The organism is Candidatus Tisiphia endosymbiont of Empis tessellata, assembly GCF_964031035.1.
Classification (GTDB): Bacteria; Pseudomonadota; Alphaproteobacteria; order Rickettsiales; family Rickettsiaceae; genus Tisiphia.
In genome coordinates this window covers 766,183-788,014 of sequence record NZ_OZ034997.1, presented here as the reverse complement: position 1 = coordinate 788,014, position 21,832 = coordinate 766,183, and the positions used below count along the sequence as shown (strand labels likewise).

At 32.6% G+C, this 21,832-nt stretch carries 20 protein-coding genes and 2 pseudogenes; 12 read left to right on the top strand and 10 right to left on the bottom strand.

Annotated elements, in window-relative coordinates; all coding sequences use genetic code 11:
- Window positions 1-102: 102 nt before the first annotated feature.
- Both AAHM86_RS04150 and AAHM86_RS04145 read right to left on the bottom strand, forming a co-directional pair.
- Window positions 103-543, bottom strand: coding sequence for a B3/4 domain-containing protein (locus AAHM86_RS04150; RefSeq protein ID WP_342268379.1), 441 nt, complete (start codon window positions 541-543; stop codon window positions 103-105).
- Window positions 544-581: 38 nt separating this feature from the next.
- The gene (locus AAHM86_RS04145) at window positions 582-746 is read right to left on the bottom strand and encodes a hypothetical protein (protein WP_342267366.1); all 165 of its coding nucleotides are present in this window, start codon (window positions 744-746) and stop codon (window positions 582-584) included.
- Between the two features lie 137 nt (window positions 747-883).
- On the opposite strand from AAHM86_RS04145, the gene coxB reads away from it, so the two are divergent.
- From coxB to AAHM86_RS04125, 5 genes and pseudogenes are all read left to right on the top strand, one after another.
- A complete protein-coding gene (gene coxB / locus AAHM86_RS04140) occupies window positions 884-1,684 on the top strand; it encodes a cytochrome c oxidase subunit II (protein WP_342267365.1) in 801 nt (266 codons plus the stop codon).
- A gap of 19 nt (window positions 1,685-1,703) precedes the next feature.
- Window positions 1,704-2,305 (top strand): annotated as a pseudogene (locus AAHM86_RS04135) (CatB-related O-acetyltransferase).
- Window positions 2,306-2,313: 8 nt separating this feature from the next.
- Window positions 2,314-3,930 (top strand): cytochrome c oxidase subunit I, encoded by a 1,617-nt coding sequence (gene ctaD / locus AAHM86_RS04130; protein WP_342267363.1) that lies wholly within the window; start codon window positions 2,314-2,316, stop codon window positions 3,928-3,930.
- A 152-nt stretch (window positions 3,931-4,082) separates the two neighbouring features.
- On the top strand, window positions 4,083-4,262 hold the full coding sequence (locus AAHM86_RS07195; protein ID WP_410521577.1) for an RDD family protein: 180 nt from the start codon (window positions 4,083-4,085) through the stop codon (window positions 4,260-4,262).
- 113 nt (window positions 4,263-4,375) lie between these two features.
- A complete protein-coding gene (locus AAHM86_RS04125; protein ID WP_342268378.1) occupies window positions 4,376-5,137 on the top strand; it encodes a gamma-glutamyl-gamma-aminobutyrate hydrolase family protein in 762 nt (253 codons plus the stop codon).
- Between the two features lie 500 nt (window positions 5,138-5,637).
- Here the strand turns inward: AAHM86_RS04125 and dnaE are convergent.
- Both dnaE and AAHM86_RS04115 read right to left on the bottom strand, forming a co-directional pair.
- A pseudogene (dnaE, locus tag AAHM86_RS04120) lies at window positions 5,638-8,985 on the bottom strand (DNA polymerase III subunit alpha); the annotation flags it as partial.
- Between the two features lies 1 nt (window position 8,986).
- A complete protein-coding gene (locus AAHM86_RS04115) occupies window positions 8,987-10,279 on the bottom strand; it encodes a UDP-glucose dehydrogenase family protein (RefSeq protein ID WP_410521576.1) in 1,293 nt (430 codons plus the stop codon).
- A gap of 108 nt (window positions 10,280-10,387) precedes the next feature.
- On the opposite strand from AAHM86_RS04115, the gene AAHM86_RS04110 reads away from it, so the two are divergent.
- Window positions 10,388-12,907 (top strand): DUF3971 domain-containing protein, encoded by a 2,520-nt coding sequence (locus tag AAHM86_RS04110; RefSeq protein WP_342267361.1) that lies wholly within the window; start codon window positions 10,388-10,390, stop codon window positions 12,905-12,907.
- A 66-nt stretch (window positions 12,908-12,973) separates the two neighbouring features.
- Here AAHM86_RS04110 and AAHM86_RS04105 read toward each other — a convergent pair whose 3' ends face one another.
- Both AAHM86_RS04105 and AAHM86_RS04100 read right to left on the bottom strand, forming a co-directional pair.
- Window positions 12,974-13,321, bottom strand: coding sequence for a type II toxin-antitoxin system PemK/MazF family toxin (locus tag AAHM86_RS04105; RefSeq protein ID WP_341748052.1), 348 nt, complete (start codon window positions 13,319-13,321; stop codon window positions 12,974-12,976).
- Window positions 13,302-13,514, bottom strand: coding sequence for a hypothetical protein (locus AAHM86_RS04100; protein ID WP_342267360.1), 213 nt, complete (start codon window positions 13,512-13,514; stop codon window positions 13,302-13,304). The genes AAHM86_RS04105 and AAHM86_RS04100 overlap by 20 nt, the downstream gene beginning before the upstream one ends.
- Before the next feature lie 190 nt (window positions 13,515-13,704).
- Between AAHM86_RS04100 and sdhC the strand changes: the two genes are divergently transcribed.
- The 6 genes from sdhC to AAHM86_RS04070 all read left to right on the top strand — a co-directional run bounded on the left by sdhC (window position 13,705) and on the right by AAHM86_RS04070 (window position 18,575).
- Entirely contained in the window at window positions 13,705-14,091 is a 387-nt protein-coding gene (sdhC, locus tag AAHM86_RS04095; protein ID WP_342267359.1) for a succinate dehydrogenase, cytochrome b556 subunit, read from the top strand.
- Between the two features lie 273 nt (window positions 14,092-14,364).
- Window positions 14,365-14,772 (top strand): succinate dehydrogenase, hydrophobic membrane anchor protein, encoded by a 408-nt coding sequence (sdhD, locus tag AAHM86_RS04090; protein WP_342267358.1) that lies wholly within the window; start codon window positions 14,365-14,367, stop codon window positions 14,770-14,772.
- A 197-nt stretch (window positions 14,773-14,969) separates the two neighbouring features.
- Window positions 14,970-15,161, top strand: a complete 192-nt coding sequence (locus AAHM86_RS04085) for a hypothetical protein (protein WP_342267357.1) — start codon at window positions 14,970-14,972, stop codon at window positions 15,159-15,161.
- Window positions 15,162-15,286: 125 nt separating this feature from the next.
- Entirely contained in the window at window positions 15,287-15,877 is a 591-nt protein-coding gene (locus AAHM86_RS04080) for a HEPN domain-containing protein (protein WP_342267356.1), read from the top strand.
- A 267-nt stretch (window positions 15,878-16,144) separates the two neighbouring features.
- Complete coding sequence (sdhA, locus tag AAHM86_RS04075; protein WP_342267355.1) at window positions 16,145-17,935, top strand: succinate dehydrogenase flavoprotein subunit; 1,791 nt, start codon at window positions 16,145-16,147, stop codon at window positions 17,933-17,935.
- A 4-nt stretch (window positions 17,936-17,939) separates the two neighbouring features.
- The gene (locus tag AAHM86_RS04070) at window positions 17,940-18,575 is read left to right on the top strand and encodes a histidine phosphotransferase family protein (protein ID WP_342267354.1); all 636 of its coding nucleotides are present in this window, start codon (window positions 17,940-17,942) and stop codon (window positions 18,573-18,575) included.
- 171 nt (window positions 18,576-18,746) lie between these two features.
- Here AAHM86_RS04070 and AAHM86_RS04065 read toward each other — a convergent pair whose 3' ends face one another.
- From AAHM86_RS04065 to rpmH, 4 genes are all read right to left on the bottom strand, one after another.
- Window positions 18,747-19,757: a hypothetical protein gene (locus AAHM86_RS04065; RefSeq protein ID WP_342267353.1), complete on the bottom strand. Its 1,011-nt coding sequence runs from the start codon at window positions 19,755-19,757 to the stop codon at window positions 18,747-18,749.
- Complete coding sequence (locus tag AAHM86_RS04060) at window positions 19,751-20,641, bottom strand: hypothetical protein (RefSeq protein WP_342267352.1); 891 nt, start codon at window positions 20,639-20,641, stop codon at window positions 19,751-19,753. Before AAHM86_RS04060 ends, AAHM86_RS04065 begins: the two co-directional genes overlap by 7 nt.
- Before the next feature lie 568 nt (window positions 20,642-21,209).
- Entirely contained in the window at window positions 21,210-21,620 is a 411-nt protein-coding gene (gene rnpA / locus AAHM86_RS04055; RefSeq protein ID WP_341748130.1) for a ribonuclease P protein component, read from the bottom strand.
- A 3-nt stretch (window positions 21,621-21,623) separates the two neighbouring features.
- Window positions 21,624-21,758: a 50S ribosomal protein L34 gene (rpmH, locus tag AAHM86_RS04050; RefSeq protein WP_341748129.1), complete on the bottom strand. Its 135-nt coding sequence runs from the start codon at window positions 21,756-21,758 to the stop codon at window positions 21,624-21,626.
- Window positions 21,759-21,832 lie beyond the last annotated feature (74 nt).

Genomic DNA, 21,832 nt, shown 5'->3' with positions numbered 1-21,832 from the left:
AAAAGGCTGCTTAAAGTCAATAATAAATTCTTCAAATTATAGAAGTAATTCTTGAAACCCATCTTTGATCGAATAAGTATGCACATTAGTAGCACCAGCATATTATGTTAATAACCTTGTCATTTCATGCATTTGTTCTTGTAACAACTGATTTCCATCAAAACTAAAAATTATTGTAATAAGATCAGTTGTTGAGTCTTGAATTAAGGCCTTACTTGAATCAGATGTAGGGCTGCCAAATGGTCCATCCTGATCACATAACACGGGTAAATGCTCAAGATTAATTGCCCTCTTTGTAGTACCAATATAAGTTTCCCCTAGTTTTCCTGGTCGAAATTCAATATCTCCTGATAACTTAGATAAATCATAAGATCCTACAGACCGTAATGAAGTAATAGAAATATAATTATTTATGTCTACAACCGTATTAATTTGATATAATCCCTTATCTGAAAGAATTCTTTTTAATAAAGCTTCATTAGAGCCTGGGTAACTAGAAACTTTTACTCCTAAGTTCTCGTAAGCATCGCGTAAAGCTTTAATAGGAATTAGTTCACTAATTGTTTTAGGATCATGTTTTTTTAACTTTTGCCACTATCTTGCAACAAATCCCATAATCTTTGGTTTAATGAACTTACTTGCACCTTTGCTGTAACAACCCCTAATACTAGAACCCCTCCTGAGGCTTCTATCAATTCTTTGCTGATACTTATTCGTCTGTTAAACTCTCGTACCACACTTTTCATAATTGAATCTCCAATAATTTAATAATAAATTCTTCAAATTTTTTTACCATCCCATATTTTTTACTTTAATAAAACTACATATCATCTTATTATTGTCTAACTATAGCATATGGAGTTAAGCCCACTAAGTATTATTTATGAAAAAATTTATAATTTTATATCTGTTATTTGCTCACGATTGCTTAGCCTCAGAACCTCAGGCGTGGCAAATGTTGTTACAAACTCCAGCAAGCCCTCTTATGGAAGAGCTTCACGGGTTTCACAATTTCCTACTGTTAATATCAGGAGGAATAGTTGTCTTTATTACCATTCTACTAGTCTATGTTTGTATTAGATTTAATGCAAAAGCCAACCCTATTCCAGCAAAATTCTCTCATAATATCTTAATTGAAGTTATTTGGACGATAATCCCTATAATAATTTTAGTTATTATTGCTATACCATCATTTCGTATTTTACGTTTTGCAGAAAAAATCCCTGAAATAGATATGACTGTTAAAGTTGTGGGTTATCAGTGGTATTGGCATTATATATATCCTGATCACGATAATATCGAATTTGATAGTTATTTAATTACCGATGAAAAATTAAAACCTAGTCAAAAACGCTTATTAGATGTCGATAACCGTATTATCATACCAGAAAATACTACGGTAAAATTTCTAATTACGGCAGGAGATGTCATACATAGTTTTGCAGTACCAGCACTGGGAATAAAGATGGATGCCGTTCCTGGAAGAATCAATGAAACTTGGACTAAAATTAGCAAAAAAGGCGTGTATTATGGTCAGTGTTCAGAACTTTGCGGTGTTAATCACGGTTTTATGCCGATTGCCATTGAAGTGGTAAGCAAGGAAGAATTTCAAAACTGGTTGATTATGGCAAAGTCAAAATTCTCTATGAATATGAAGACTAACAAAAAATTAGCCTTCAAATAAATTAAATAAAAGAGTTACTATGGTACATTTCAACAAGCATTATCCCCATCTTTACGCAAAACAGGTTAAAGAAACTATATTTTTAAAACATTTTGTTCATAATCCTAACATAATGGTAGGTGATTATAGTTACTATCATGATAGCCACTATCCAGAACAGTTTGAACGTAATAATGTTATAGGTTGTCATCAGTGTAAATTAATTATCGGTAAGTTTTGTGCTATTGCCAAAGGAACTACCTTCATCATGGATGATTTTTCTACTTATCCATTTTTTATTTTTGAAGGTTGGAATAATTATACTCCAACTTGCAACAAAGCTAGAAGTACAATAGTTGGTAATGATGTGTGGTTTGGTACGAATTCAGTCATTATGCCAGGAGTAACAATAGGAGACGGAGCAATTATCGGAGCATATGCAGTGGTCACCAAGGATGTACCACCCTATTCTATAGCTGTAGGTAATCCCCCCCTAGTAGAATTATTAGAAAAAGATTCTCAGAAGACATAGTAGACAAATTAGCACAAATAAAATGGTGGGACTGGGATTATGATAAAATTACTAGAAATATCGAAGTCATAGTAGGTGCAGATATTGATCAACTTAAAGAATGTAAATAGTAACCATTATGACACTTAAAGATAAAGCCTCTATTAGACCTCTTGCAGAAGTAATATCTGATCATCACGAAACCCCTAAGGGGTTACAAAGATGGATTTTTTCTACTAATCACAAAGATATTGGCGTAATGTATATTATATTCGCCATATTTGCTGGGCTTGTTGGTGGATTATTTTCTGTTATTTTTAGGTTAGAACTAGCAGTACCCGGCGGGCATCTACTAGGTGGTAATTATCAGCTATACAATGTATTAATTACCGCTCATGCTATAATTATGGTATTTTTCATGATTATGCCAGCTTTATTTGGCGGATTTGGTAATTACTTCATACCAATTTTAATAGGTGCCCCGGATATGGCTTTTCCTAGGCTAAATAATATAAGTTTTTGGCTACTTGTCCCTGCTTTTATATTATTAATGCTGTCAGGTTTGTTTGATGGAGGAGCTGGTACTGGTTGGACACTGTATCCTCCTCTAAGTAGTCTAGTAGGGCATCCTGGGGCTGCTGTGGATATGGCTATTTTAAGCTTACATCTTACAGGGCTTTCCTCCATTCTTGGTTCAATTAATATGATTGTCACTATCTTTAATATGAGAACTAATGGTATGGGGTTATTTGAAATGCCCTTATTTGTTTGGTCAATTTTGGTTACTGCCTTCTTGCTGATACTAGCAATTCCTGTGTTAGGGGGTGTAATAACCATGTTACTGACTGATCGAAATTTTGGTACTACTTTTTTCAAGCCTGATGGTGGCGGAGATCCAGTGTTATTTCAGCATTTATTTTGGTTTTTTGGTCATCCAGAAGTATATATCGTAGTATTACCGGGATTTGGTATAGTCAGTCAGGTCATCTCTACTTTCTCCCGTAAGCCAATATTCGGTTATTTTGGTATGGTGGTAGCTATGGTAATTATAGGATTTGTTGGCTTTATAGTTTGGGCTCACCATATGTTTACTGTTGGTCTTTCGTACAATGCATTAATATATTTTACTGCTGGTACTATGATTATAGCTGTACCTACTGGTATCAAAATCTTTAGCTGGATTGCCACAATGTGGGGAGGATCAATTACTTTTGAAACCCCTATGTTGTTTTCCATAGGGTTTATCTTGCTATTTACTATTGGCGGAGTTACCGGCATAATATTATCAAATTCAGCAATCGACAGAATTTTACATGATACATATTATGTTGTAGCACATTTCCATTACACTATGTCGCTTGGGGCGTTATTTACTGCATTTGCTGGGTTCTATTATTGGTTTGGTAAAATGTCCGGGCGGCAGTATCCTGAGATGATGGGCAAAATTCATTTTTGGATTACCTTTATCGGTGTTAATTTGACATTTTTCCCTCAACATTTTCTAGGATTAGCTGGTATGCCAAGAAGAATACCGGATTATCCGGATGCGTTTGCCGGCTGGAATATGGTTTCATCTATCGGAGCTAGTATTTCATTTATTGCAGCTCTTTATTTTGTATTTATTGTTATTTATACTATGAAATATGGGAAAAAATGCCCATATAATCCTTGGGGTGATGGGGCTGATACCCTTGAATGGTCAGTATCATCTCCACCACCATTTCATACTTTTGAAATATCACATAAAGGAAACTAATTTTATGAATGAATATATCTATTGTGGCTTTTGGCGAAGATCTATTGCTGTAGTTTTGGATCGAATTTTCTTAATTATTTTTCTTCTAATTTGTATTATTATGATACTACTAAGTAACCTTCCACTAGGCCGATACACTATCCGATTCTTTCATTTCGACATCAATAATACTATCATTAACAATATTATATGATCCAATATTTGAGTCATCTTCAATGCAAGCAACTCTTGGTTGCTATATTTTAGGTATGAAGATCATAAACGAGGATGGTACTCGAATAAGCTTTTTAAAATCGTTGATTAGATTTATTATATTAGCACTAATCAAGTAGTACTGTAATATTGGGGATTATAAGTATTATCTGCATGATATGTACTAATGAGAAAAAGTTTCTACATGACATGATTTGTGGTACTCGTATGGTAAAGCGATAAGATTAGTATGATACAGAAAAAACCAGTAATAGGAATCACTCTAGATTTGGCTAATAATTCTGAAAAGTATGCCTATGCTCCTTTTCCTTGGTATGCAATTAGACAAAATTATGCAGATAGCGTGATAAAAGTTGGGGGAATCCCCTTAATGCTACCCTATCAATATGATACAATTGAAGTGATGCTGTCAATTATCGATGGACTCATTATCCCTGGTGGCGATGAGGATATTCACCCTAAATTTTATAGCCAAGAATTCACTTGTGATAGAACAGCTACCAACGACCAACGTGATAATTTTGAGTTACTACTTACCCAAAAAGCTCTAGAAAAGAATATGCCATTCCTTGGAATATGTCGTGGTATGCATATGTTAAATGTAGTATGTGGTGGCAACCTTATCCAGCATATACCTGATTACATAAAGTCACAAGCAGGAGTAGCTACGGTTATTAACCACGAGCAACCTGCCCCCAAACATACATTATCGCATTCTATAACGATAGAACTAAACACTATTCTTGCAAACTTATCGGGAAATAAGCAAACTTGTATGGTTAACTCGAGCCATCATCAAGCAGTAGGAAAAATAGGCAAGGGACTCCGAGTTGCAGCAACAGCACTGGACGGAATAATTGAAGCAATTGAGTCAATAAATTACAAATTTGTTATAGGAGTAGAATGGCATCCTGAATATTTAAACCCTAATGATTTAGATTTAAATTTATTTAAAGGATTAATCGAAGCTATAGCTAAACTGGAAAGGTTTTAGCCAAAGAACCGTCTATTAGCGAGGGAGACGATGAAATTGCCGACGTGGCGATCTCATGAAGTAATATCTGCCTTTGTTAGGTGACCTCTAGGTGATTTGAGTACTACTTCACAAAATTGCCACGTTGCCGCTTCTTGCAGCGGCTTCTCGCAATGACGGTTTAAGCCTTACAATAGCACTTCGCTAATAGACGATTTTTTAACTTTCAACAATTATGGGATGACATCGAGACTGTTAAAACGATCTCTTACATCGAATTCAGGTTAACTAGAACCTAGCATAAACCGATTTAAAAATTCAAAATCTTCAGTTTCTAGACATAAAATTTCTGGTAAATGGACTCGAGCAGTAAAGTTATTATTTATATACCCTTTGCCTTTCAAGTGTTGGCGTTGTGGCACGATGGGACTTCGCGTAGGAACAACGGTTTGACTACGCCTAGTCCGCTCACCACTCGTACACCTAGCCAACTCTTGAAATTCATCTTGTATACTCACCTTAAGCAGTAAAATTATTCTTGTATTACTACGTTCAGGGCTAATACGGTTTTTAAGCAAATCAACGATTTGACATAATTCATAATGATTTTGTGGATAGAGTTTTATCTCTAGTCGTTCTTCATTCATTATATCGTCAATAGTTGTGAAGCTTTTAGCGATTAACCTTGTTCCTCCAGCATCCTTAAACAAATCACAGTTTGCCACAACTAGACATTGAATGTCAAGTAAGTGAACAAAATTTTTAAGTATTTCTTCACTATAAATAGTTAATTCGAAAATACCAAATTGATCGGATAGTTGTAAGGTTACAAACCTTCCACGAGATGACATATGTGAATCTTTTTTTTGTATTACCCCAGCTATCCTTATTTGCCTATTAGAAGTAGCACCACTATCATTTTGTAAGTCAAGTGATGTTGCAATATTAAGCCTAGCTAGCAAATCTTGATATCTTGATAATGGATGTAGTATAATGAATAGTCCTAATACTTCAAATTCATAATAAGAGACAGTATTATTATCAAGTGGTTCTGCTTCAATTAACACTTGTTGACTTGCAGAATTTACCTTAATCAGGCTAAATTGATCAGAAACTTTTTCTGCATGATAGGAAGAGGCGTAAGCTAAAAGTTTAGCGATGCTTAACAGTAACTGATTACGATTAGAATGTAATGTATCAAAACACCCGGCTTTAATAAGATTCTCTAATAATTTTCGATTAATAGATTTAAGCGATAGCCTTTCAATAAAATCTATAATATTTTTAAACTTACCATTTTTAATTCTTTCTTCTGCTAATATTTTGCCAAAAGTAGCTGTGACACTTTTGATAGCACCTAGGGCATAGATGATAAATGTCTTTCCTTCTTCATGAGTAGTACTAAAATAACCAGTGGAAAGATTGATATTAGGAGGAATAATAGTAATGTTGTTATTTCTAGCTTCTTGCATGAATAGATTGATTTTATCATGATTATTTAATTCAAGATTTAAACAAGCTACCAAAAATTCGGCTGGAAAATTTGCTTTCAGATAGGCGGTTTGATAAGATATTACACCATAAGCTGAGGCGTGTGCTTTATTAAAACCATAGCTAGCAAATTTAGCCACTGTTGTAAAAATAGACTCTGCTTGCTGGCGTGAAATATTGTTAGCTATTGCACCTTTAATAAAAGTTTCTTCTTGCTCTGCCATTTCAGATTTTATTTTTTTGCCCATGGCTTTACGAAGTAAATCTGCTCCACCTAAGCTATAGCCGGCAATTACTTTGGCAATTTCTAAGACCTGTTCCTGATATATAACAACTCCATAAGTCTCTTCTAAAATTGGTTTAAGCATCTCATGCAAGTAATCTGGTAGCTGCAAACCGTGCTTACAAGCAATATAAGTTGGGATATTATCCATAGGACCAGGGCGATATAATGCTCCTAACGCTATTATATCTTGGATGGAGTCAGGTTTTAGACGTCTTAAAGCATCCTGCATTCCACTACTTTCAAACTGGAAAACACCGGTAGCTCTACCATTACACAGTAGTTCATAAGTTTTTTGATCATCAAATAGCATATTAGTAAAATCAATATTTATGTCTTGCTGTTTTAATAATTCTAGACATTTAGTAATAACAGTCAGAGTTTGCAGACCTAAAAAATCAAATTTAATTAAACCAGCAATCTCAGCATATTTCATGGAATATTGTACTACCAACATATCCGAATTTAGGTCTTTATAAACTGGTAATATTTCTACTAAATCTTTGCCAGCTATAACGATTCCCGCTGCATGTGTAGAAGCATGCCTGTTAAGTCCCTCAAGCACTAAGGATGTATCCAATACTTGTTTTATTAGCTCCTCTTGACCATCTAAATTATATAGACCACTGCCATGGGCGGCGTTGTTCAACTCCTTTACTTCCTTTATAGCCTGATTTAATGTAACGGGAGTAACAGCATTAAATGGCACAAGCTCAGTTAGATATTCAGCATATTTATAAGGCAAGCCAAGAACTCGTGATACATCTTTGATAACAGCTTTTGCCTGCATCTTACCAAAAGTGATGATTTGACCAACTTTATTATCCCCGTATTTAGAACGTACATAATTAATAACTTCTTCTCGCCGTTCTTGACAAAAATCAATATCAAAATCTGGCATTGATATACGTTCAGGGTTTAAAAAACGCTCAAATAGTAGACCAAATTTAATAGGATCGAGATCAGTGATAAGAAGACTCCAAGCGACTATTGATCCCGCCCCAGAGCCTCTACCAGGTCCTACCATAATACCTTGCTCTTTACTCCATTTTATGAAGTCAGAGACTATAAGAAAATAGCCAGCAAAATCCATCCGACAAATAATATCTAGTTCGTAATTAAGACGAGTTAAATATTGTTGTTTAATATCTTGCTGTTTATCTATGGCAATATTTTCCCATTTAAATTTTGTATCAAGTCTTGATAGTAATCCTGCTGTGGAGTTTTGCTTAATTAGATATATTTCATTAATATCTAGACTAGAGAAATTTGGTAACATTGGTGGATTAGCATGTGCCATAAAATGGCATCTTTGGGCTAAATGGACGGTATTTTGTACAGCATCAGGTAAATCACTAAAAAGTTCTAGCATTTCTTTTGGTGATTTAAAATAACAACCAGTACTAACCTTTTTACGATTCTCCTCTTCTTTACTAACACCAGCAGATATACATAATAATACATCATGTGCATCATGCATGTTAACATCGCTAAACAATATTTTGTTGGTAGCAATTAGTGGAATACCAAGGTCATCGGCTATTTTTATATAATTTGCTTCTATAGATTGTTCTATTGCTAAATTATGCCGCATAATCTCAAAATAGAAACGATCACCAAAAATGCTTTGTAGCTTAGTGGTCCAAAAAATGGCTAATTCTTCGTTCCCATCAATCAGGCTTTTACCAATTATCCCATCAGTATAAGCGGATAAGATAATAAGTCCTTCATGGTACTTAACCAAATCATCAAAAGTAATATGATTACAAATTTTGCGATCATTTTCAGTGAAACTAGCACTAACTGCTTTTAGTAAATTTTTGTAACCTACCTCATTTTTAGCAATCAGCACCATTTCACCAAAATTATCTTTAGTAAAAGCAACGTTTACAATTGCCCCATTTATAGGTTGTACCCCTGCCCTACAGCTACTTAAAGCGAACTCTAGTGAGCCAAATAAGTTACCCTTATCTGCTAAACAAATCGCTGGCATTTTGTGTAATTGTGCCAGCTCTACTATACGATCAATTGTTAAGGCACTCTCAAGAAATGAATATGAGCTTTGTACTCTTAAGTGAATAAAATCAAATTTCATATTACGTACCAATAGTATAATATTTAAACCCAAGAGATTTTAGCATATCTCCGTCAAGAATATGCCTGAAATCAATAATTATAGGAGATCTAACTTGATGGCGAATAAGCGACCAATCTAAATCTTTAAACTCCGACCATTCGGTTGCCACTACAATTATATCACTATTTTGACAAGCACTAAGTGCTGAATCGGCAAAAAAAATATTTTTTAGCTCTTTTTTAGCATTATCCATACCTATTGGATCGAAGGCTATAATATTAGCTCCTTTATCAACTAGAATTTTGATGATTTTAATAGCCGGGCTGCTTCTAATATCATCTGTACCAGCCTTAAAAGTAAGACCCAATACGGTAATATTTTTATTAGTCAAATTATCATTTATGATATAATCAATCCTATCCGCCATATCATAGCCCCTCTGATCATTACTACTTATAACAGAATTAACTATTTGTAAGTTACATTGATAATGCCCAGCTATTTGTGAAAGTGCTAAGAGATCCTTAGGAAAACATGAACCACCAAATCCAGGTCCAGCATTTAAACATTCTTTACCTATTCTCTTGTCGAGTCCCATAGCAATCGATAGTTCTTTGATATTTGCCCCAGTTCTCTCACATAAATTTGCCATTTCATTAATAAAAGCAATCTTTGTTGCTAAGAAAGCGTTTGAGGCATATTTGGTAAGTTCTGCCGTAACCAAATCAGTATATATAAGAGATATATTCTTTGTAGTCAAAGGCAGGTAGATCTTTTTTAATAAATCTTCTGCGTGTTTATTATTTGTGCCAATTAATATTCTATCAGGGTTTAAAAAGTCATCTACAGCAGTACCTTCTCTAAGAAATTCAGGATTTGAGGCAACAGGAAATTTAAGATTTCTTTTTTTTAAATAATCAATAATTTGGTTACATGTTGTTGGAGGTACAGTTGATTTAATAACAATCAAACAATCATCGTTGATCCATTCACATAAATTATCGATAGCAGTAAAAATATATTGTAAATCTGCCTCCCCTGAAGGTAGTGGTGGTGTTCCTACTGTAATAAATACCGCTTGGGCATTTCTTAATTCAGCCGAGTAGTTGGCTGTAAACTTCAACTTACTAGACTTTACTAATGGCGGTAGGTACTGAGCTAATTTTGGTTCATAAATTGGTAAAATATTTTTTTTAAGCTGATCGATTTTAGAAATATCGGTATCTAAGCAAGTAACGTCGTGTCCTAAGTAACTCATCATTACGCCAGATACTAATCCAACGTAACCAGTACCTATAAAATGAAGTCTAATATTCATAAATAATTTTCAAATTTTTTTCAGTATATACTTAGTGCAACAAGTTTGTTGTGCTATATTGCTGCAAAGTATATATTAACTGATCAAGTACTAAATAACAAGATGATGCTCATTAAAAGATTTTTTATTAACCTAAGCATAATAGTTTGCACAATTGTAGTAATTTTAACTTTATTAATATTAAGTAGTAGTAAAGGATATTTAGATAAGCCAATTAAGAAGATAATAGAATTTTACCTTGATAAAAAAGCTATGAAAACACGGATAGGTAACTTACAAGTAAGAAATAATATTCTATCAATCGATAAAATCTTTATGGATTTAGCAAATAACGCCCAAGGTGAAATTACTAATTTCAAAATCAGTTTTATTATTGATGATATAACAACCAAGCCTTTAATTCTTAGTACTATTGACATAGATAGTTTTTCCTTAATCTCTAAAGATGATCAACTAGTAATAAATGCCAAAATATCTGCTATATCCATTGTGGATTTTTTTAAAAATAAGATTGAAACACAGTTAAACTTAGGTCCTATAAAAAATATTTCTTTGCTTGATAGTTATGGTGAAAAATTACCTGATGGTGAAGGATTTTGTTCCTATAACAGTAAAATTTCTAGAGCTTCTAAGAAATCGATCAATTGCAAACTAGAGTTTGGTGATAAAGCCTATCTATTATTCAATAGTGTATTGGATGGTAGCATAATTCAAGCAAGTGGTAATGCTCAGAATATTCCTATAATGATTTATCAAATTGTTGAGAAAATTATTCCTGAAGATAAAGTAATTTTATTTCTACAGGAATATATGAAAGGTGGTTATATTAGAAATGGAGAATTTGATTTTAATTTTGATAAAAATTCTTTAGAGAAGAATATTTCCCTAGAAACAGCACTGAAAGCCAAGCTGCATGTTGTAGATCTTGAATATCAATATGATAAAGACTATCCCCCTTTACGAAAAATTGATACTGATGTTACTATATCTGGGCTATCTGTTAAGTTCATATTAAATCAAGCATATAGTAGTGATAGCCTTATTTCAGGTGGGGTAATAACTTTTGATTGGCAAGGGATGGATAAATCAAATTTTATCGTTAATGCTAATGCTAAGGGGAGTGTTAACGATTTAATTGATTTCATATCAAGTGAGGATTATAATAAGGTAAAAAAACAAGGAATCGATCTTAAAAAGATTACTGGAATCGCTAATTCAAAAATTGGCATAATAATACCGATTAGTCCAGTTATCAAAAATACTTATGACATTTCTACAATAATAACGGGAGTAAATGGCAAAGCATTTAGTGACAATGTCATATTAAAAAATGCTAAAATAACTGGAACATTTAATGGCGATAAGGTAAATTTGATCGGTATAGGTAAAATTAATGGCTATGACAGTAATTTACTTATCGATGTTAATGTCACTGATAATAACCAAGATGATTATCAGAATTTATTAAAAGTAAAAACTACCATTATGGGTAATAACCAAAAGGTTGGTATATTAAAGTTAATCTCAGGTAGTAGTGTCCTAGATTTTGAATATAAAGAGCAAAAAGATGGGAAAAGCTTAATTAAAGCCAATACTAACCTCAAAAACTTAGAATTTTATATTGATAAAATATCTATACATAAAAAACTTGGTAGTGAAGCTAACTTTACTTTAACTGGCAAGTTATATAATAACCTAAATGGTGATATTGATTTTAATCTTTCGGGAGAAAATAACTTAAAAATAGTTGGTAAGGTTAAAGTAGCAGAAGATAAGTATGATGTTACTTTACCTGTGATGAAGTATAATACGACTGATCTAGTAGGAAAATTGCTTTTAGGTAAAGATAGCTTGAATGCTCAGATTCATGGGAAACAACTAGATTTGTCTGAATCTAATATGATGCAATTCTTAGAGAAAGAAGGAGATCCAAAAAATATTCATTTAACAGTTGATGTAGATAGGGTAAGGTTAAAAAATAATATAATGCTTGATAAGCTTAATTTACAAATTGATTGTAATAAAATCAAATGTTTTTCTGGTTCTTTAAATTCAAAAATTGGTACTAAATCTTTTAAAATGCTACTTACAGATAAAAAAGATCTAGAACAATGGATAGTTACCTGTGATAATGCTGGAGCTTTATTTAGAGGTATTGGTATGTATAATAAAATGAAATCTGGTATTATAAATCTGACACTTGATACAAAAAGATATGATGCTAGAAAGGGAGAAGTGATACCAATCGTAGATGGAACATTTGATATCAAGCACTTTGTTACTACCGATGTGCCTTTTCTTACTAGAATGGTATCGGTTGTTTCTTTCCCAGGTTTTATGAGTTTTATATTAAATAATAAGGATATCATGTTTAGGAACATGACAGGTAGATTTAGTTATATAGGTAATACCATAAATATTGCTGATACATCAGCTACCGGACCATTTTTTGATTTTACAATGCAAGGTACAATTGATACTAATAAACATCAAATGAAGCTTAAAGGTAATGTAATACCTTCTTTCTTTTTTGCAAGTAACGTTATCACTAAAGTACCAATAATTGGTAAAATATTTTCAAAGGTTGTGCCTTACTCTATGGAGATGAAGTATAAGGAGTAATAGTCCCTATGTCATCAACCTGAGCAGAGATGATACTGATAACTTGTTATATCAAACCTAGGTTACTTAAGTTAAACTTAAAGTAACTTTAATAGCTTTTTCAATATTAATAATCTCAGTTTTATTCAACTGTTCTATAAACTCTCCCAATCTAGATTTATCTATGGTTCTAATTTGATCAGTTAACGCTTTTGCAGTTTTGTTGTTAACTGTAACTCTTACTTCAAAAGGAAAAATATTATTAATATTTGAGGTAATGGGGATAATTATTACTCTACTAGATATTTTATTCTGAATATTATTAGATATAACTATTGCAGGTCTTGTTTTTTGAATTTCAGTTCCAATTGTTGGATCAAGATTTACCCAATAAATATTGCCTCGTATTATTTCTTTATTTTTTACTAATGTCATCTATTGCATCCCACTCTTTTAGCAAATTTTGACGTTCATTATCTTGCTCTGCATATTTATATGCCAAAGTAAGTTCCAGTTCCTTTTTTTCTAATTCTTTAGCAATAGCATTGCTTACAAAGTTACTAATTTTTTTAGAAGGAATCATATATTTTAATTTATCATATAAGGTCTCGTTTAAACTAATACTCATCGTTCTCATAAAATTAACTTCATTATTGTATAATAGTTATTGTACAATACAATACAATACAATACAATATGAAAACTTGAGTATTTTCTAACTAGCGTTTATACTGTTGCTATTTAGAGTTATAGGGGCTTCATCCTGAATTTGTTTTAGGATATAGATTACACCTATAGATAATTTATGACAGAAACTTATGACAAAAACAAAGCAGGAAATTTATAATAGTAGACCTACTTCTCCTCATTTGACGATATATAAAAAGCAGATAAGCTCCGTTTTGTCTATTTTGCATCGTATAACGGGGATAGGCTTATTTTTTGGACTATCAATATTGTCGTGGTGCTTTATTTTATTAGCTTTTAGTAAATTTGATCCTGAATATTTACAGTGCTTTAAATGTAATTTACTTAGAATTCCTCTAATATTCATAAGTTTTACATGGTTTTATCATTTATGTAATGGGGTGCGTCACTTAATTTGGGATAGTGGGCATTGTTTTTCAATAAGGGCTATTAACTTCACAGGTTGGTTTGTGGTAGTAGCTTCGATATTGATGATGTTAGTTTTTTGGTTGTTATAGCTAACCAAAACAGGTTGTTAATATTGTTTATAAATTTCTAAATGTCTATTAGTGATTCACCTTACGTATAGCATTTAAAAATTGCAGAAAAGTACAAGACGTCATTGCGAAACCACGTAGTGGTTGAAGCAATCCATAAAGTAATTAGAAATGGATTGCTTCGTCGTGCTTATGCACTCCTCGCAATGACGCTAGGTTGTTTTTCCTATGACTTTTAAATTGCCATGGGTGTTATACGTAAGGTGAAATAATAATTTAACTTATGGCCTCTATATGAATAATAATTTAAGGACAGATTTGGCAAAAGCTAAAGGAGTTGGTTCGGCAAAGAGCGGTTCTAGTCATTGGTTACATCAAAGAATAACAGCTATTATTTTAGCAATTTGTTCTATTTGGCTAATATCTTTTATTAAATATGCTACTAGAGAGGGTTTTACTCATTTTGTTAGTACTTTACAAAGACCTTACAATATTGTCCCTTTAGGAATACTGCTTATTACCGCTTTCTATCATTCAATGCTTGGTATGCGAGTGGTAATTGAAGATTATATTAGTTGTATTAAGCTCCGCACAGGGTTAATTATATTACTTAAAATATTTTGCATTATAACGATTGCCTTCTTAGTGGTAGCATTATTTTATGTTATAGTAACCTCAACCTCAGCTCGATATAAGAATTAATAATTCTTATATCGATACTTGCTTTGTTATAAGGAAAAATGCACTCTTGAAGCGGTTCTACGAGTGCATTTTAACAATCAGGTGGGGGGGCAAGCCGCTTCAAACCTGATTGTTTCTATATATAACACTGGATTCGATGTAACAAGTTACATCGAATCCAGGTTATAGTAATCTGATGAGTCAACAAAAATAATCTTATGCAAACTACATTACCTGAACGTTCATTAGTTATTAAAGAAAGATTAGACACGATTGTCCAAGAAATTTTAGCTGCTGGCAAATCAAAAATAGCAATGATAGTTTTATTTGGCTCATATGCTAGGGGAGATTGGGTACAAGACGTGTACACAGAGAATCATATTAAACCTATGTTTATCAGAGCGATATAGATCTGTTACTGGTCTTAAAGAAAGGAAAATATGCTGTATATCAAGCTATTAACTTAGAGCATAACATACATAAAAGATTAGATAGAAAATTCCCTATAGATATTACCAAAGATCCATTAGTATCCATGAAAGAACCATCAGTGACACTGATACTTGAGCCTATTCACTTTGTAAATAACCAACTCGAGAAAGGTAAGTATTTTTTTCGTGATATTAGAAATGAAGGAATTTTGCTATATGATACTGGGGAATTTGTGCTATCGGAAGCTAAGGACTTGCCATGGTCGGAACGCAAACCAATAGCTCAAGAAGAATATGAATGTTGGTTTGGTAGAGGAAAAGGACTATTCATTGGAATAAAAGCTTTTTTTGAAGATGACAATTACTCTGAATCAGCCTTTTTACTTCATCAAGCTACCGAGAGTTTTTACAATGCTATTTTATTAGTCTTTTCCGGTTATAAACCAAAATTACATGATATATTAAAATTAAACAAAAGAGCACGGATTTTTTATCATGATCTTTGCAAAATATTTCCCTATGAAAGTGAAGAGCAAAAAGCATGTTTTACATTACTTCGAGATGCTTATGTTAAAGCAAGATATGACAAAAACTACAGGATTACTAAGGAGCAGTTGCTGTATTTAATTGGCAGGGTAGAACAATTGCAAAAAATTACTGAAAAAATTTGTTTGGAAAAGCTTAGTCAAGAATAAATATATGATATATTCTGTAACAAAAGGCATAGTACCCTACATTTTTCTATAATCGTCATAGCAAGGCTCTTTAGATGCCGTGGTGATCTAGGTAAACAGCAAAGCTGTTTTTTTAGAGTAACGCTTCGCGTATCCTAGATTGCCGTGTCGCCGCTTTCAACGACTCCTCGCTAATAGACAATCAGCAGCCATTTTAATAGTGGTTATATAAAAAATGTAGGGTACTATGAACAAAAGGATTATTACAAACAAAAGGAATTTATATAAATGTTTAAATCTTATAATATTATCCACCATGAATTTGATGTAGTGGTAGTTGGAGCAGGTGGGGCTGGTCTTAGGGCTACTTTTGGTATGGCGAAAGAGGGCTTAAATACTGCTTGCATTAGTAAGGTTTTCCCAACTAGGAGTCATACTGTGGCTGCCCAAGGGGGAATTAGTGCTTCTCTTGGTAATATGGGGCAAGATGATTGGCGTTGGCATATGTACGATACAGTAAAAGGCTCGGATTGGTTGGGTGATCAAGACGCAATTGAGTATATGTGTAAACATGCAGTTGCAGCAGTGCTAGAGCTTGAGCATTATGGAGTACCTTTTTCTCGAACAGAAGAAGGCAAAATTTATCAACGCCCCTTTGGTGGCATGACAACAAATTATGGTAAGGGACAAGCAGCTCAAAGGACTTGTGCTGCAGCAGATCGTACTGGTCATGCAATATTACATACTTTATATCAACAGGCTTTAAAAAATAAAGCCCAGTTTTTTATCGAATATTTTGCCCTTGATTTATTAATGAATAATGGAGAATGTGTAGGGGTAGTTGCTTGGAATCTTGATGACGGAACAATTCACTGTTTCCATGCTCACTTAGTGGTCTTAGCTACTGGCGGGTATGGTAGAGCTTATTTTTCTGCAACAAGTGCTCATACTTGTACTGGTGATGGAGCTGGCATGGCGGCAAGAAGTTCTATTGCCTTGCAAGATATGGAATTTGTCCAATTCCACCCAACTGGTATATATGGAGCTGGTTGCTTAATTACCGAAGGTGCTAGAGGAGAAGGTGGGTATTTAGTAAATTCTAATGGAGAGCGATTTATGGAACGATATGCTCCCGCTGCTAAGGATCTTGCTTCAAGAGATGTAGTATCAAGAGCTATTACCATGGAAATCAGAGATGGTAGGGGGGTAGGGGAGCATAAAGATCATGTATTCTTACATTTAGATCATTTACCGCCGGAAATTCTTCACGAACGTTTACCTGGTATTTCAGAGACGGCTAAAATTTTTGCTGGTATTGATGTAACTCTTCAGCCAATACCTGTATTACCAACAGTGCATTATAATATGGGGGGAATACCAACAAATTACCATGGGCAAGTTATTGATAAAGATCAGGATGGTCATAACAAGATTATTCCTGGGTTAATGTCAATCGGTGAAGCTGCTTGCGTTTCAGTACATGGGGCCAATCGGTTAGGATCAAACTCTCTGCTTGATTTAGTAGTATTTGGTAGAGCCGCAGCACAAAAAGCTGCTGAAATTGTTAAAGTAGGGCAAAAGCATAAAAGCTTGCCGGAGTCTATATTGGATAAAATAATTAGCAGATTTGATGGTATACGTCATGCTAAAGGGGGCCTACCAGTAGCTGACTTAAGACTTAAAATGCAAAAAATCATGCAAAATCATGCAGCAGTATTCCGAACTCAAGAAGTTCTAGATCAAGGAATAGAACTGATTGACCAGGCACGAAAGGAATATGCTGATATTCAGGTTAATGATAGATCATTAATATGGAATAGCGACTTGGTTGAAGCATTAGAACTAGCTAATTTATTAGACCAAGCGGTGATTACTATGCACTCTGCCGCCAATAGAAAAGAAAGTAGGGGGGCTCATTCTAGGGAAGATTATTTAGAGCGTAACGACGAGGAGTGGATGAAACATACACTAGCTTGGATTGATGAGAAAGGTAAGGTGAAGTTAGATTACAAACCTGTAACTCTTACAACTTTGACAGATGAAGTAGATAGCATTTCACCAGCTAAACGAGTTTATTAAGAATATGCTAAATTCACTAAAATTATGCCAAGCTTTAAATGAAAAAATATGTCATGATTTTGCAGGATCAATAGGTGTTATAGATAATGCTATTGGGTTAATAAAAACTATAGAGTATCAAGAGAAAGCTACTAAACTGGTTCAGGATAGTATAAATAGACTCATGAGCTATTTACAGTTTCATCGTTATGTATACTCTCTACCTTCTGAGGGGAACAAAATTGCTATTGCAGAAATTAATAGATTAAGTACTGATTTTTTAAAATCAAAAAATCATAATATTGAACTAGTGTTCACAAGGTTAATCAGCACAAATATCGATGACAATATAGCTCAGATTATTATGTGTTTAATTGTTGCGGCATCTAGCAATATATACAGAGATGCTGTTATTAAGATTGAACTAGAGATACAAAATGACAATTTTATTGGTATAAAAATTGTAGTAACATCTCCAAACCTCAAGCTTGATCAGGATAGAGCAGATATTTTGCTTGGAAACAGAACTATTGATGATGTAAGTATCGAAAACGTTCATGAATATTACACTTACTACTTAATTACGGAATATGGTTATAAATTAGCTATTACTCCATCAACCGATTCAGTGGAGTATATACTCGTTGGAAATCTCTATTAGCAATTGCATAGATAGAACCAATGTTAAGGTAGTTGCGATGAGCTGCCACTTAATATAAAGTTCCAACGATTGAACCTTAATGTTTAATTGTTCTTGACCCACAAATCCATGTTATATTGTTTGCAATATTCAAACATATCAACTGTGTTAGGATGGTGTATGCCAAATTCCTTAATTTGTGTTCTCTGCATTTTTCTTGTCTTCTGCTAAGAACAGGAGGATAGCATTACTAATATATTCATAAGCTTGATCTACTTTACCTAAACCTAATGCACTTCTTGCCATTATTGCATAAATATCTCCATCTTCATACTCATTGTGTATTGAGTTATATAATGATTGAACCTGAGTATAAGATTCTTGATATCTACCCAAAAAATTCAACATATATGCTCTATACATATAAATTGTAAAAGCGTATGAGTCATTAATATTATGACCATTTTTTATAAATATTTCAATAACTTTATCTGCACACTCTAAAGCTTCTTGATAGTGACCTTGAATCTCAAAGAATGAAGCTTTTATAATATATAGTGTATATATTTCATCTTCTTGCATTACTCTTGATTTTACTAGCTTTTCTATCTTTTTAAAAAGTTCTTCAGATATTTTTATTTCACCTAAGAATATATAAGTCATAGCTAGATTAGAGAGAAGATTTAATTTAATAGCGTAATAATCAGCTTCATTATCAAGCTTATCTAGAATATTTAATGCTTTAGTAAAATAAGAAATTGCTGTGTTAAAATCCATTAATATTGTTTTATAATACGCTCCCACTATTCCTAAGTACTTAGCATAATAAAATTTTTGAGTTTCAGACATCTGCCACAATTTAAATTCTTTATCTTTTTGACTAAACCAATCAAACATTTGTTGTGCTTTGCTGGCATTATGAAGGTTGATATACAGAGAGAATAACTCTACCCTTAAGGTAAGTATTGCGTATAGGTCAACATTATATTTCTCAGAGTTTTTTAAAAGAATTTCTAGTATAGTCTTGGCTCTTTTCCACAAATATCCTGAATAAGACCCTTTAAATTTAGGTAATTTGCTAATAATATTTTTTAAATATATTTTATTATTATCACCATTTAGTTCCATTATTTTATTGCTAACTATATCATGCATTTCAAAAATAGGGTTATATTTGTTAGGATCAATATTACTGATTAGCATAGATTTAGATAATTGATATATATCATCATTAAAGTATCTTTATGATCAGTAATGGTGCTAAGAAGCTGTTTCGAGAAGCTTTGGTTATTTAGTAAAGCTATTTTATTAAGTAATTTTACTGCACTAGGATTTAATTGTTGAATAGCCATGCTAATATTTGTTGCTATTTTATCAGTCGATTGATAAATTTTCTTTTTATATTCCTCTTTATCTAAACCTTTAACTTTGTTAAGTAATTGAGCTCCTTGCACTATCAATATTGGATAACCACTAAAAGATTGTATTAAAAATTCGATATTATTGTTATTTTTATTGTCTAATAAGTTATTAGCTAAAGCTACAATAGTAGACACATCAAGTAGGGGCATTGCTATAATATTAGATAACTTTTCATTATCTTGCGAACAAAACACGACCTGACCATTATGCTCCCAATCAATTAAATCTTGTACTTTCTTATTTTCATTAACTTTTAAATTATCAAACACTAATAACCATTTATTAGTAGCAGTTAAATATGATATTACTTCTTTTTTTGCTAAAGCAACTTCTTCAGATATATTAGTTTGTTTAACCATATTAAGTTGTTTTGCTAATTTAACAAATTGTTCATCAAAATCAAGGTTATAATCAAAAAACCAAATTAGATCATAATTATTTTTATTTTCATAAACATACATTCTAATTAATTGAGTTTTACCTATACCGCTAGTACCCACTATGCTTGCTTGTCTATATTTACTTAAATATTCATCAAGAATTTTAAGTTGTTGCTCATGATTGACAAAATAACTAACTGGAGTGATAAGATTAGATACTTGTACTTGAGCAAAAGTATTACTATAAATAATTAGTAATATGAATAATGTTAAAAATTTTTTCATATAATGAAACTGTTGAAAAATAAATTATGCCCTAACGGTACGTATAAAACATATTATTAACCACAGTTCGATATAAGAATTATTAATTCTTATGTCGATACTTGCTTTGTTATAAGGAAAAATGCACTCTTGAAGCGCTGACGCGAGTGCATTTTAATTATTAAAATCACATATTGAATGGAGTATTATATTTTAACAATCAGGTGGCAGCCGCTTCAAACCTGATTGTTTCTATATATAATACTGAATTCGATGTAACTTGTTACATCGAATTCAGGTTATTATTACGAATAATTATAAAGAATAAGCAAAAATAATTCAACTTAAGTTTGAATATTAATAATAAAAATCATTAAAAAGTAGGAAAGTTTGTTTGCTAATTCTGAACCTAAATTCCACTAGCCTAGTATCAGTATTATGCAATCCAAATTATTTCCAACTTAACTTACGCGAATTCGGGTAACTTGATGGTAGCTGAATAAGGGCTGGATTCCGCATCAAGGCTAGGATGATATTTTTTACACGAATGATAACTTTTGATTGCAGGAGGTAATTTATGCAGTAAGGATTACACCTGTGAAACTATCTTGTATAGTTCACTTAATAAAGTTGCAAATTCAATTTGCTCAAAACCTTTCCTAGGGATGACTATCATTGCCCAACTATTTTGTTTGAATTTTGATTCCTTGCTTAGCAGTCTAACTAAATGCCTGATACGTCTTTTGATTTTATTACGAATAACAGCGTTTCCTAACTTTTTTCCGACTTTCATGCCAAAAAGTAATGTATTTGACGAATTATATAAAATCTCACTAGATTTCTTACATAGGTTGTCAATATTACCTTTTACATTTAGCTTTGCAAAGAGCTTAGTAGAATTCTTTGCTATTATTGTGATAAAATAAGGACTATGGAACTTTTTTCCTAACTTATTAACTAGGTCAAATTCTTTCTGATTTTTTAGGGATGAGATAAGCACTTACTACGCTGATAATTTTTTTCTGCCTTTTGCTCGGCGTTTCCTTAAAATTTCTCTACCGCCGACAGTTGCCATCCTTGCCCTAAATCCATGTCTTCTTTTTCTTACTAAATTGCTAGGTTGAAATGTACGTTTCATAAATTCATATCCAATACGAAATAATATATTTCTTTATAGTCAGATAATGTTAAACTGTCAACTTAAATAACATT